The 13,237-nt window shown below is 66.3% G+C and carries 11 protein-coding genes; 3 read left to right on the top strand and 8 right to left on the bottom strand.

What is annotated here, in order from left to right; all coding sequences use genetic code 11:
* The first annotated feature begins 182 nt into the window (after positions 1-182).
* Entirely contained in the window at positions 183-1,352 is a 1,170-nt protein-coding gene (locus tag ACEN8G_RS01175; protein ID WP_413740717.1) for a glycoside hydrolase family 88/105 protein, read from the top strand.
* A 9-nt stretch (positions 1,353-1,361) separates the two neighbouring features.
* The gene (locus ACEN8G_RS01170) at positions 1,362-2,303 is read left to right on the top strand and encodes a DUF4861 family protein (RefSeq protein ID WP_413419335.1); all 942 of its coding nucleotides are present in this window, start codon (positions 1,362-1,364) and stop codon (positions 2,301-2,303) included.
* 163 nt (positions 2,304-2,466) lie between these two features.
* Here ACEN8G_RS01170 and ACEN8G_RS01165 read toward each other — a convergent pair whose 3' ends face one another.
* The 4 genes from ACEN8G_RS01165 to ACEN8G_RS01150 all read right to left on the bottom strand — a co-directional run bounded on the left by ACEN8G_RS01165 (position 2,467) and on the right by ACEN8G_RS01150 (position 9,533).
* The gene (locus ACEN8G_RS01165; protein ID WP_413740716.1) at positions 2,467-3,567 is read right to left on the bottom strand and encodes an alginate lyase family protein; all 1,101 of its coding nucleotides are present in this window, start codon (positions 3,565-3,567) and stop codon (positions 2,467-2,469) included.
* Between the two features lie 195 nt (positions 3,568-3,762).
* On the bottom strand, positions 3,763-6,696 hold the full coding sequence (locus ACEN8G_RS01160; RefSeq protein WP_413416120.1) for a TonB-dependent receptor: 2,934 nt from the start codon (positions 6,694-6,696) through the stop codon (positions 3,763-3,765).
* 119 nt (positions 6,697-6,815) lie between these two features.
* Complete coding sequence (locus ACEN8G_RS01155) at positions 6,816-8,693, bottom strand: hypothetical protein (protein WP_413416119.1); 1,878 nt, start codon at positions 8,691-8,693, stop codon at positions 6,816-6,818.
* Positions 8,694-8,762: 69 nt separating this feature from the next.
* Positions 8,763-9,533 (bottom strand): FadR/GntR family transcriptional regulator, encoded by a 771-nt coding sequence (locus ACEN8G_RS01150; RefSeq protein WP_413416118.1) that lies wholly within the window; start codon positions 9,531-9,533, stop codon positions 8,763-8,765.
* Between the two features lie 87 nt (positions 9,534-9,620).
* Between ACEN8G_RS01150 and manD the strand changes: the two genes are divergently transcribed.
* Entirely contained in the window at positions 9,621-10,832 is a 1,212-nt protein-coding gene (gene manD / locus ACEN8G_RS01145) for a D-mannonate dehydratase ManD (RefSeq protein WP_413416117.1), read from the top strand.
* Positions 10,833-11,050: 218 nt separating this feature from the next.
* Here manD and ACEN8G_RS01140 read toward each other — a convergent pair whose 3' ends face one another.
* The 4 genes from ACEN8G_RS01140 to ACEN8G_RS01125 all read right to left on the bottom strand — a co-directional run bounded on the left by ACEN8G_RS01140 (position 11,051) and on the right by ACEN8G_RS01125 (position 13,237).
* A complete protein-coding gene (locus ACEN8G_RS01140; RefSeq protein WP_413416116.1) occupies positions 11,051-11,827 on the bottom strand; it encodes a hypothetical protein in 777 nt (258 codons plus the stop codon).
* A gap of 125 nt (positions 11,828-11,952) precedes the next feature.
* Complete coding sequence (locus ACEN8G_RS01135; RefSeq protein ID WP_413416115.1) at positions 11,953-12,345, bottom strand: hypothetical protein; 393 nt, start codon at positions 12,343-12,345, stop codon at positions 11,953-11,955.
* Between the two features lie 116 nt (positions 12,346-12,461).
* Complete coding sequence (locus ACEN8G_RS01130; RefSeq protein ID WP_413416114.1) at positions 12,462-12,635, bottom strand: YegP family protein; 174 nt, start codon at positions 12,633-12,635, stop codon at positions 12,462-12,464.
* A 71-nt stretch (positions 12,636-12,706) separates the two neighbouring features.
* Positions 12,707-13,237, bottom strand: a complete 531-nt coding sequence (locus tag ACEN8G_RS01125) for a hypothetical protein (protein ID WP_413416113.1) — start codon at positions 13,235-13,237, stop codon at positions 12,707-12,709.

The raw sequence follows: 13,237 nt of genomic DNA, 5'->3' as shown, positions 1-13,237 counted from the left end.
CCCATGCCGAAGCGACTCAAATCCCCGGAAAACCGTGCTTTTCGCGGAATCCGCGCTTGCCGTAGCGTCACCCTTGGCAAGCCGATCGCCATGAAATTGGCCTTACCACTTGACTCGAACACGTCGGACCAACATCGTCCGGGCATATCGCGATGACAGCGGTAGCAAGATGGGGATATCGGATGACACTGAAGCTCGCCGCCGCACTGGCCGGCGCCGCCCTCGCCACCAGCACCAGCGGCACCGCCGCCCCTGCGGCCCCCGCCGCCACGGCCGTGCCTGCCCTGCCCAGCCGCGCCCAGGTGATGGCATCGCTTGAGCGCGTCGCCGACTGGCAGCTCACCCATCTCGACGACCTCAGCTACATGCCCGCCGCCCGGCCCAGCACCAAGCGCGCCCGCGACTGGCAGCAGGCGACCTTCTGGGTAGCGCTGACCAGCGTGGCCGACCGCTCGAAGAGCGTGCGCTACAAGGATGCGATCCTGTCCAAGGGCCGCGAGGAAGGCTGGCGGCTGGGCGACCGGCTCTACCATGCCGACGACCATATCATCGGCGCCGCCTGGATCTGGGCGGCGCGCCACGGCGCCGGCGCGCAGGCGCTCGCCCCGATGCGCGCCAGCTTCGACCAGATCCTCGCCGCGCCCAAGACCAACGACCTGAAGTTCATCGCCCCGACCGGCGGCGACCCCGAATGCACCACCCGCTGGTGCTGGTGCGACGCGCTGTTCATGGCTCCGCCGACACTCTGGGCGCTGTCGAAGGACACGAAGGACAAGCGCTACGCCGCCTTTGCCGACCGGGAATATCGCGCGACCACCGACTATCTGTTCGACAAATCGGAGGCGCTGTACTTCCGCGACAGCCGCTTCTTCGACCAGCGCGGCGCGCACAATGAGAAGCTGTTCTGGAGCCGCGGCAATGGCTGGGTGTTCTCCGGCCTCGCCCGGATGATCCCCGAGATGTCCGCCAAGGATCCGCGCCGGCCTTATTACGTCAAGCTGTTCCGGGATATGGCCGCCAAGCTGGTCAAGCTCCAGCGCGGCAATGGCTATTGGCCGCCCTCGCTGCTCGCCGCCCCCAACCGCTCGCAGGACGAATCGAGCGGCACCGGCTTCTACGTCCATGGCCTGGCCTGGGGAATCAAGGCTGGCCTTCTCGATCGCAAGACCTATCTTCCTGCGGTTACAAAGGGTTGGGCAGCACTCGAACGCGCCGTTCAGCCAAATGGCATGCTCGGCTGGGTACAGCAGGTGAGCGACCGGCCCGATGTGGTGAAGGCCGAGGATGCGCAATTCTATGGCACGGGCGCGTATCTGCTCGCCGGCGCCGCGGTCTATGATCTGACGAGGTAAGGAAGACATATGAAGCACGCCCTCTGGCTCCTCGCCGCACCGCTGCTGGTTGCGGCCGGACAGGACGCCGCGCCGCCCGCCCCGCTGGCGACGCTCAACGTCCGCCAGGCCGATGGCAGCTACAGGCTGGTCGAGCGGCTCGACGTGCCGGCGGATCACAAGATCCATGACGGGCTGATCGCGATGGAGGGCCCGGGCTGGGAGAGCGACAAGGTCGCCTATCGCCTGTATCTCGACGAGCGCAACGTGCCCGACATCTATGGCAAGAAGCTGCCCGGCAACGTGCTGCCGACGATCGGCATGGGCAAGGACGACTATCATTCGATGGCGCCCTGGGGGCAGGACATCTTCCAGGTCGACCAGTCGCTCGGCATGGGTGGAATCGGCGTGCTGCGCAACGGCACGGCGACCCAGCTCGGCAAGGCGAAGATCAGCGCCCGCATATTCAACACCGATCGGGCGGCGACGGTGCTGGTCACCAACACCGGCTTCCCCGGCGAGGGCGGCGGCGCCGACCTCTCGACCACCTACCGGATCTTCGCCGGATCGCGGCTGACCAATGTCGAGGCGCGGGTGAGCGGCAAGGTGCCGGCGATGATCGCCGGGCTGACGCTGCACGACGGCGTCACCAAGATCGAAAGCCCGAAGCGCGGCAAGTGGCGCTATTTCGCCACCTGGGGCCAGCAGAGCCTGGCCAGGGACGATCTCGGCATCGCCCTGTTCTACCCGGCGGACGAGGCGGCCTCGACCGGCACCGACGGCAAGTCGCTCTATGTCCAGTTCTGCGATCCGCGGAACCTCCGCTACGCCTTTGGCGCGGCTTGGGTGCAGGAGCCGGGCGCGCCTAAGACCGAGCGCGAGTTCCGCAAATGGCTGGACGACACGGCGGCGGACCTGGCCAAGCAGCCCTATGTGGTAGGCGCGGCGCAGAAGACCTGCGCGGCAAAGTGAAACCTTAAAATTCCTCCCCGAGCTTGTCTCGGGGGGGGGGGCCATTCGCAAAGCGAATGGTGGAGGGGCCGGCGAGGGAGCGGCGGCAAGCGCCGCGCCCCTCCACCACCGCCTTCGGCGGCGGTCCCCCTCCCCGAGACAAGCTGGGGGAGGAATTGGGAGATCACCCCGGATTCTTCCCCTCGCCCACCGGCGGCGCGGCGCCGAAATACCGCTTCAGTTCGGTCTCCTTCGCCAGCGGATAGCCCTCGCCCCAGGCCCCGCGCGCCCGGCGCAGCAGCTCGTCGAGCTCGCCGGCATCGGGGCGCAGCTCGGGCATCGGCCAGCTTGCGACCTTGCGGTAATAGGGCTTGAGGAAATCGGTCGCGAGCCGGAGGCTCTTGCCGTCTTCCTGCCGGTTCCACACGTCGATGCCGACGCACTTGCCCATGTCCGCCACGTCATAGGCGGCGAGCAGCGCGTAGATCGAATAATGCAGGCTGCGCGTGCGGGCGAGCTCGAGCGGCATCCTGCCCTCGGCCGTGATCTGCGGCGCCATGCGCTTCTTCGCGAACGCCTCGGCCACCGCCCTAGTCATCTCGGGCCGCCGGGCGAACAGCGCGAACTGCGCGGTCTGCGCGTCGAACCACATGCCGTGATTGTTCTTCGCGGCATTCTCGGCCTTGCCGTTGCGGCTCGACTGCATCCAGTCGAGATAGTCGGAGAACCATGTCTCCAGGCCCTTGCGTTCCGTCTCGGTCAGCCTGCCCGACGTGCCGATCAGCCCGATGCCCTCGACCACCCGCTCGAGCCGCGAAGTGTCGAGCACGCCCTCGGCACGCCCCTCCTCGCGCCCGGGCACGGCCTGGGCATAGTTCATGTTGGGGTTCATCCGGCTCTTCGGATCGAGGAACCAGGTGCGCACCAGGCTCGCCGCGCGGCCGGCGTATCGGGGATTGTCGGAGAAATAATAGGCCAGGCTCAGCGTCTCGACGTCCGAGCTCATCCCCTCCAGGTCGCTCACGTCGAACTTGTCGGTGTTGCGGTCCGGATTGATCTCGCCGTCCTTGCGCACATAGGGCAGGCCGCCCGGCTTGCTCGGATCCGGCCACCAATAGGGCGCCAGGCTGAGATAGTCGTGCGGATCGCGCGACGGCGGCGAGGCCTTCTTGTCAACGACCGTATAGAGCGGCCGCGCCATCGCCTTCTCCGCGCGGGCGATCAGCGCGTCATAGGCCGCCTTGGCCGCCGGATCGGTGGCGATCGCCGCCTTGAGCCGGAGCATCGTGTCCGGCGCCAAGAAAAAGGTCCTGCGTCCACCGAACGCCGCGGAATATCCTTCCGCGCCGTCGCAGACCGGCTGCTGCGTGTTTTGGCCAGGGGAGGCGTTCCCGGCATGGGAGGCAGCCTGCGGCGCAAGCGCCGCAGCCAGGACTAGGAGAAAAATGGGGCTGCGGCGCATCGGATATCCTTCCCGAAATCAGTAGCGGAGCCGGAAGCCGAAATAATATTGCGGTCCGCTCTCGCTCACCTCGGCGATCGAGTCGTATCCGCCCTTGTAGAAGACGTCCTTGGTGTTGGTGACGTTGAGCGCCTGCAGCTTGAGCTGGATGTTCTTCGTCACGTCATACTGGGCCGAGAGGTTCAGATAGCCTGCATCCTGCACGCTGCGGTTCGTGCCGCCGTTCGGCTTGTAGTAATGCGAGCGGTAGCGATACATCGCGCGCAGCGAGAAGCCCTTGCGCTCCCAATAGACCGTGCCGTTGGCGACATATTTGGACAGGCCGATCAGGTTCGCCGGATCGAGATAGGCGGCCAGTGTCGAGGTGTCGGGATATTCGAAGTTCGCCCAGGCGATGTTGAGCGAGCCGTTGACGCCGAAGCCGCTGAGGATGCCGGGCAGCCAGGAGAAATTGTGGCTGCCGGTGAACTCCACGCCGTAGAGGCGGCGCATGTCGGGATCGTTGGACGGTGCGATGACGTTGACGTTGTAGCTCGCCTGGGTCGGCGCGCCGCCATCGACGATGGTGGTGACGTTGATCGTCGTCGGGATGCCCGCCGAGCGCGAGATCACCGAGCCGCGCAGCCATTTGTAATAGCCCGCCACCGAGAAGAGCGTGTCGCGGCTCGGATAGAATTCCAGGCTGACGTCCGCGTTCCAGGCGCGCATCGGCTTCAGGTTCGGATTGCCGCTGGTCGGGTTGAAGATCACATTGGCCGGGCCGCCGGTGCCCGCGGTCTGCGGGTTGAGCGCGATGCCGGCGCCGAAGCTCTCGATCGGCGAGCGCGACAGGGCGCGATAGCCGGCGGTGCGCAGCTTGATCTTGTCCGACAGGTTGAAGCTGAGGTTCAGGCTGGGCAGCCAGTAGGAATAGTCGCCCTTCAGCGTGTCGGTCTGGATCGCGCCGGTGGGATCGGGGCCGACGGTGAAATTGTCGGCAGCGGTGTCGATCGTCACCTTGAAGGGCAGGCGATAGCCGATCGAAGTGATGTTGGTCTTCACATAGCGCAGGCCGACATTGCCGCTGACGAACCCGTCGCCGCCGGCGAAATTGGCCATGACATAGGCGGCCTTAATCCGCTCGCGGATGTCGAGGTCGCTCGGGTCGCGGCTCTCGGCCGGCAGCGGCAGCGCGTCCGATCCGGTGAAGGTGCGGTAGAGGCACTGGTTGTCGAAGGTCGCCCAGCTGGTCAGGTTGGTGCTGGTGCTGGGGAAATAGTCCTTGGTCGGGAAGGCCTTGCGGCAATTGGCATTGGCCGCGTTGATCACCTGCGCCGGGGTCGTGAAGCTGCCATAGGGCACGATCGTGCCGACATCGGTGTTGCGGTTGTTGTCGAGCGTGCGGTGATGCTCGGAATAGCGCCCGCCCGCCTTGATCGCAGTGATGAAGCTGCCGTCGGCGAACTTGTACTCGCCGTCGAAGCGGCCCGCCCAGATATTGTCCTTGCGGTTGGTGACGAAGCGGTTGCGGGCATAGACCGCGGTCGCGGCATTGGCCCCGAAGGCGGCCGGATCGTTGACGTCGAAGTTGAGGAAGGTGACGCGCGGGACGTCGGGGCTCTCGGTATAGTCGAGCTCATAGCCGACGCGCGTGGTCGAGCGCATGCGCGTGGCCTTCTGCGTCTCGGTGCGGTGCGAGTCCGAGAAGCTGCCATCGGCGACCAGGGTGAAGTTGCCCGGCTTCCAGGTGATGGTCGCGCCGCCGCCCTTGTACTCCTCGTCGCGCTCGCGCAGCTCGAGCTGGTTCTCGATGTTCGAATTGCCGCTGTACTTGATCAGCGCGCCTTCGGAGTAGCCGTTGCTGCCGTTGCCGATCAGGATCGGCTTGATGCCGCGCAGCGCCTCGGCGATCGACAGGATGTTGCGGTCCTCGGTCGATTCGCGCTTCGACCATTGGCCGTCGATCGCGATGTCGAGATTGGGCGCCGGGCGCCACTGGAGCGCGCCGATCACGGCGTTGCGCAGCTCGCGGGTGTTCTGCTGGCGGAAGTTGCGCGACTGGGTGGCGTAGTAGGTGGTGCCGACCGTCTCGCCGATCCCGGCGCGCGGCGCTGCGGCGAACTGGCAGTTGACCGCGGCACCGGCGGCGTTGTTCGCCGCGGTGCTCGTCGAGATCAGCGTGCCGTTGCTGGCCGAGGTGTTGCACGGCACGAAGGCGGCGTTGCCGTTGTAATAGTCCTCCGGCGCGGCGACGTCCTGGCGCTGATATCCGATCGCGATGCCGAACTCGCCGATGCCGGTGTTGAATTGCTTCACCAGGCTGGCATTGGCCCGGTAGCCCAGGCCGTCGCGGCCGATGATGTCGTCGTCCTTGGGCAGATACGAGCCGCGGAACTCGGCCTGGAAGCGCGACTTGCCATAGTCGAGCGGGCGCATCGACTTGAGCTCGATCACGCCGCCGATGCCGCCCTCGAGGAAGTCGGCACGCTGCGTCTTGTAGACTATGACGCCGTTGACCAGCTCCGAGGGGAATTGCTGGAAGGCGACCGAGCGGTCGGCGCCGGCGGTGGAGACTTCGCGGCCGTTGAAGGTGGAGAAGCTCAGCGTCGGGCCGAGGCCGCGCACCGACAGCTCGTTGGCATTGCCCTTGAATCGGTCGGCCGAGACGCCGGTGATGCGCTCCAGCGTGTCGCCGACGCTGTTGTCGGGCAGCGCGCCGATCTCGTCGTTGACGATGCCGTCGAGCACGACGTCGGCGTTGCGCTTCACGTCGATCGAGCTGCGTTGCTCGGCCCGGGCGCCGGTGACGACGATCGCCTGGCTTTCCTCCTGCGGGGCCGCGCCGTCCGCTTGGGCGGCATCGGACGCGGCGCCGGCCGTCTGCGCATAGGCGGGCATCACCGCACAGGCGGATGCCAGCAGCGCGAGGCGCAGCGAATTACGTCCGAAAGCGGAAAAAACGGTCCCAGGCATGCACTCTCCCCGTCAGTATCTTTAGCGCCCGTTTTCGGGTCAGGCGGTGTGGTAAGGCCAATTTGGCACCGGTGTCAACCCAATTGGGCGGGCACAGTGCACGATGATCGTAACGTTCGTCACTTGTAGCGAAGCGTCCAGCTCAGCGTGAGCGGCGCCGCCAGCCGCCGGGCGCCGAGCCGGCAGCGGACCAGCGAGGCGAAGGCGCCGGTGGGCGCGCGATATTCCTTGCCCACCGCGGGGCCGACCGTGCAGCCTTCATATCCTGTCGCCGAGAATCCGGTGACTTCCCCCGCCCCGAACGCCACCGCCGCCGGCCCGGTGCTGCGCGGATCGCCCGAGAAGCTGGCGAACTCCATCGTCACTTCGGACAGGTCGATCGGCACGGCCGCGCGATAGACGTCGGTGCGAGTGATTCGGCCCGGCGCGAATTCGTAGCGCGTCGTGACGGTGAGGCGCTTGTCCGCGACCGGCGCGTTCCCGCCCATCCGGTCCATCGCATCCTGCCGCCAGCCGACTGTCGTGCGGTTGCCCGTGCGCTTCCAGGTCACGCCGCGGAACCAGGCGAGCGGCATCAGCACGCTGCCGTCGGCCAGCGCGAAGCGCGGCGTGAGCTGCGGGAAGCTGGCGTCGGCCGATCCCTGGAGCATCCCGCCCGCGAAGGGGATCGGGAAATAGGGATTGTGCATGTGCTGGTCCTCGGCGCCGTTGATGATCGGCAGGCCGATGACGTGATTGCCGTCCCGCAGCGTGAGCAGCGCGCGGTCCTGGTCGCCGCGCGCGAACCAGGTGAAGCGGGCGGCGGGCAACGTCCGGAGCCAGGCCGCATAGCCGGGCGACGGCGCAGTGCCCTTGTAGCCGAGGCCGTTCCACAGCGCATTGGTGTAGATATATTGGCGGGCAAGGCTGAGATTCTCGCCCAGGATCCGGTGCTTGCCGCGATAGCCATCGGTGCGGCGGCCATCGTCCCACAGGTTCACCGAGCCTGTCGCCGGGTTCAGCCAGAAATCGGCATAGCGCGCGGCGATGCGGCTGGAGAGCGCATAGGCCATGTCGCGCTCGCGCCTGTCGAGCACGCCCAGCTTCGCCGCAGCGGTGAGCACCTCGAGGAACGCGGTTTCGCCATAAGTGCCGATGCTGCGGCCATATTCCCAGCCCTCACCGGTGAGCGTCGCGCGGTGGAGCATCAGGTCGGCCGATTTGCGCAGCCAGGCCTTGACCTGCGGGGTCGGCGTCATGCCGGTCTCGATGAAGCGCTGGGCGATCTCGCCGATCAGCAGCACCGAATAGCGATCGAACCGGCCATGGCCATCGGTCTCGTCGGCAAAGCCATATTGCCCCGAATAGCTGCGATAATGGTCGATCATCCGCTGGAGCAGCGCCTTGGACGCCGCCTCGTCCTCCCAGCCGAGCAGGTAACGCAGCCGGGCGACGCTGAAGGCGACGCCGTAATAATTGTTCGGCAGGTCGTGAAGCAGCCTGAGCGACTTCGCATCGACGAAGCGGCGCCAGTCGAGCTTCTGCCGCAGCTTCGCGAGCGTCTCGGGGCGCACCGCCTGGTCGAGCAGGCCGGCCCGCTTCAGGTCGTGGAGGGCGGAGATGTAGTAATAGATCCCCCAGGTATCGTTGGGATCGTCGATCGTCAGGTCGGCGATGTCGCGGTAGCCGGCGAGATACTCGACAAGCCGCGGATCGCCCTTCGGGGTGTCGAGCAGGAGATAGCTGAGGCCCGAGGCGATCTTGCCGGGGAGGAACTTGTCGCCGCTGTCGAACACCGGCACGCCGTCCAGCCGCATGCCCCGCTTCTCGCGGAGCAGCTGGTGGAGCAGCCCGGCGAGCTGGGGCATCAGCCGGCCCTCGATCGTCGCGTCCATCGGCGGGGCGGTCTCGTAGACCGGGCCATGTGGCGCCGGCGCCGCGGACTGGGCCGTCGCCGCGGGGGCGGCGAGCAACGCGAGACAGGCGGCGCCGAACGGCGCACGCGACAGCTTGTTCAATTGGCCTCTCCTTTTGGTCAGGCCAATCTCAACATTAAGGTAATCGGTGTCAAGCCACCCTAAGGGCGATCAGGCCGACCCGATCTTCAGGCGCCGCGCGACGCTGTCACGCCGAGTCTCGATCTCGTTGCGCGCGCGCTGCATCGCCTCGAGCTCGGTGGCCTCGAGCAGATCGTCGACCACGCCGCGCAGGTGCCGGCGCATCGCGTTGCGCGCCGCATGCGGGTCATGCGCCTTCAACGCATCGAGGATCGGGCGATGCTCCTCGACCCGCGGGGTGATGCCGCCGCGCTTGGCGCGGGCGAACATGTTGGCCGCGAGCGGCGAGTTGACCCGCAGGTCCCAGAGATAATCGACCACGCTGCGGATCGCCGCGTTGCCGGTCGCATTGGCGATGGCGAGGTGGAAGCGGTGATCGGCGTCCATCACCGACGGCTCGTTCGAGTCGTCGGCAGCCATCTCCTCCAGCAGCGCATCCAGCTCGGCAAGCTGCTCGTCGGTGATCGAGACCGCGGCCAGGGCGACGGCCTCGCCCTCGAACAGGATGCGCGCCTCGGTCAGGTCGAAGGCGCCGACGTCGAAATTGAGCGCATCGGCGCGCTCGCCGCTGCCATGGTCGCGCTTGGTGACATAGAGGCCCGAGCCGTGGCGGGCTTCGATCCAGCCCTTCATCTCGAGCGCGATCATCGCCTCGCGGATCGTCGGGCGGCTGACCTTGTATTCCTCGGCGAGGTCGCGCTCACCGGGAAGGCGGGAGCCCGGCGACCAGCGCCCGCCCTCGATCGCCTCGGTGATCGAGGCGGCTACGCGCTGGTAGAGCTTGTTGCCGGTAATCTTCATTGCGTCCTCGTCATACACAGTCTCGTAGGTTGACACGATAGGTCATACAAGTCGATATTGGCCTGACCACTTCCAGGGGATGTTGTTTTGCCACGTATCACTGCCGCCCGCGTCATCGTGACGCGCCCCGGCCGCAACTTCGTAACGCTGAAGATCGAGACCGACGAGGGCGTATATGGCCTTGGCGACGCGACGCTCAACGGGCGCGAGCTGGCGGTGGCGAGCTATCTCACGGACCATGTGATTCCCTGCCTTATCGGCCGCGATGCGCACAGCATCGAGGATATCTGGCAGTATCTCTACAAGGGCGCGTACTGGCGCCGCGGCCCGGTGACGATGACGGCGATCGCGGCGGTCGACATGGCGCTGTGGGACATCAAGGGCAAGCTGGCCAACATGCCCGTCTACCAGCTGCTGGGGGGCGCGGCGCGCGAAGGCTGCATGGTTTATGGCCATGCCAATGGTAGCGATACCGCCGAAACGATCGAGCGGGCGCACGAATATCTCGAGCAGGGCTACAAGGCGGTGCGCCTGCAATCGGGCGTGCCGGGCATGGAGACGACGTACGGCGTGTCCGGCGAGCGCTTCTATTACGAGCCGGCCAAGGGATCGCTGCCCGAGGAATCGCAGTGGAGCACGTCCAAGTACATGCGCTTCGTGCCCGAGCTGTTCCAGAAGGCGCGCGACTCGCTGGGCTGGGACATCCACCTGCTCCACGACGTCCACCACCGCCTCACCCCGATCGAGGCCGGGCGGCTGGGCAAGGACCTGGAGCCGTACCGCCTGTTCTGGCTCGAGGACACGACGCCGGCGGAGAACCAGGCCGGCTTCCGCCTGATCCGCCAGCACACCACCACCCCGCTGGCGGTGGGCGAGATCTTCAATTCGATCTGGGACGCCAAGCAGCTGATCGAGGAGCAGCTGATCGACTATATCCGTGCGACCGTGGTGCATGCCGGCGGCATCACCCATCTGCGCCGGGTGGCGGCGCTGGCCGATCTCTACCAGGTGCGCACCGGTTGCCACGGCGCGACCGACCTGTCGCCGGTGTGCATGGCCGCGGCGCTGCATTTCGGCCTGTCGGTGCCCAATTTCGGCATCCAGGAGTATATGCGGCACTCCGAGGAGACCGACGCGGTGTTCCCCCACGCCTACAGCTTCAACCAGGGGCTGATGCACCCGGGCGACAAGCCCGGCCTGGGCATCGACATCGACGAGGTGCTGGCGGCCAAGTACGAGTACAAGCGCGCCTATCTGCCGGTGAACCGGCTCGAGGACGGGACGATGTTCAACTGGTGAGGCGCCGCGCGGGGTTTCCTACGCCCCGCGCCCCGGCGACTCGCCAAAGTACACGAAGTTCACGCCAGAAGCCGTTTTTCGCGGCGCTTAAGTTGACACGGTTCCCGCAAGCGCGACGCATCCCGCAACATGCTTGCGCGGGCGTGATCCTATCTTTCCAACAGCATCAAAGAGCGGCCGGTTGCGATGCCGGCCGCGAAAGCCAAGCAGGCGAAATCCTACATTGCAAGGCCGCCCCAGGCGCGTTCCCGCTTCATCCAGCGCCCCTCGCCCGGGAACGGAAAGCGCGGGACGAGCATCCAGGACTTGCCGTCGATCGCAATCGGCTGCCCTGGCGCCTTGCGCGCGAGCAGCCGATCCAGCGCGGGCAGATCCTGCAAGGGCAGATAGAGGCTGTGCCGGCCATCCTTCCAGTGCACGGTCCGCGGATCGTTCAAGCCGGGCCAGCCCCGCGGCCAGGCAAGCGGTGCGCCTTCCGGCACCGGGTCATAGAGGCCCAGCACCACTTCGATCCGCTCGGGCATCCATGCCGTGGCACGCGGAGGATCGAAATGCGCCAGCCGATCATAGGCGGCGACGACCAGCGGCGGCAGCTTCTCACGCACCCGCGCGATCGACGGCTCGCCATAGACCGAGATCACGTGCGGAGACCCCGAGCCATACAAATACAGCGTGGCATTGCTGCCGTCGGTCCAGGTTTCCGCTTCGTAGTGGCGGGCCAGCCCGGCCTGCACGGGAATGTTCAAGTCCCGAACCAGCGCGTCACGCTCCGACGGTTCGAGCCGGACCATCCGGAAACCTTCGCCGTGGCGATAGATCGCCGTGCCATCCGCGTAGAGCGCGAAATCCGGGGTTTCGAGGCCCATGCGAGGCGACCAGACCGGTAGCGAGACCAGCACGACCAGCGGCTCGGCTACCGCCGCGCCGGCAAATGCGGGCAGCGGCACACAAGCGGCGATCCCTGCCATCAGCAACGCGCGGCGTGCAATTTCCATCGGATCCCCTTGATCTGGAGGCAGCCAGCCTGCCCATGCGGCGGCGCGAGGAAAAGACGGCGAATGGTCCGATTAGGTATGCCAGCGCCGCTTGCAGCGACCCGAAATCCTGCATCGGCGGGCGCCTAGCAGGCCGGGCCCAATTTCAGCTCGCTATCGCCCCATGCGACATGATGGACCACCAGGGTTGGTTCGCGCGCATCACGCTCGATCTCGAAATGCTGCGGCGCATCCTCGGCAACGCTGTGCAGATCGGCGTCAGCACTGCTATCGAAAAGGAAACCGGGCGTGACTTGTATCTCGGCCCCCGCCTGCGTCATCCGGAAGTCCCACACGACGCCTGGGACAAACAGGCTGCCGTCCCTGCCCGCGAGTCGCATGACAGGCCTTTCGCCAAGATAATAGCAGCCATCCACCAATCTGGGCGCCGGCTGGCACCCAGCCAGGACCATCGTGGTGAGAAGCGCGCGCGCTGCCAACAGAATCCCGGCGCGAGAGGCTCGCAGTTTCACCGACATGCCTCGCTCTCTGAACCCCCAGTTCTCCGGCGAAAGCCGGGACCCAGAGTTAAATGCACTCCGGCGGAGAAACCCTGGGCCCCGGCCTGCGCCGGGGAACGGAGCCTGGGAAGGGCTCAGCCCTCCTCGACAGGTGCCGTGGGGCCGTTCTTCAGGATCGACTCGATCGCGTTCTTGGCGCTCGCCTTGCTCGAATAGCCCTCGGTCCAGAAGATCACTTCGCTGTTGTACTTGAACTTTGCGACATACTCGCCGGCCTTGTTCTGCTCGATCACGAACTTGTGTGCCATTGGGTTTCTCCCGGACTCGAACGACTAACCTGAGTTAGCCCCCGAAAGGTGCAGGGGAAGGGGCGCCCCGGTCAAGAGCCGCTGCGGCCAGTTCCGGCGAATGCGTAGAGGAAAGGAGAGCCGGCATAATTCGCATTGGGATAGGCATAGAGCACCGTGAAGCCGAAGCGCTTGCCATCCCGCGCCAGCTCGCCATGCGGAATCCGCCAGATCGCGGTGCGGGCGCCCCCTTCGGTCGCCTCAGAATAGCGCCCCCTGGTCCTGAATTCCCCGCAAGGAGTGGTCGCACCTTCCTCGATCACCAGCTGATACGCGGCGCACGCCCCGCCTTCGTTATCGGCTCCGAACAGGAGATCGGCCCTGTCATCGACCTTGCCGTCTGCATTCACGTCGATCGCATAGCTGACCCAGACATTCTCCGGTCCAACCGCACGGAATTCGAGGACCTTGCCATCGTCGAGAACCGAGACCTTGACCCGGCTGACCGCACCGTCATCGATCGTCGTGATGACCCCGAGCGGCGAGCTGATCCGCGCGGCATCCTGGCCCCATGCGACACCAGGGGCGCCGAAGAGCAATAGCGCTGCGAGCAGATCCTTCAT

The sequence above is a fragment of the Sphingomonas sp. Sphisp66 genome (assembly GCF_047324325.1).
Classification (GTDB): Bacteria; Pseudomonadota; Alphaproteobacteria; order Sphingomonadales; family Sphingomonadaceae; genus Sphingomonas.
This window is presented reverse-complemented; position numbering and strand designations above follow the sequence as displayed.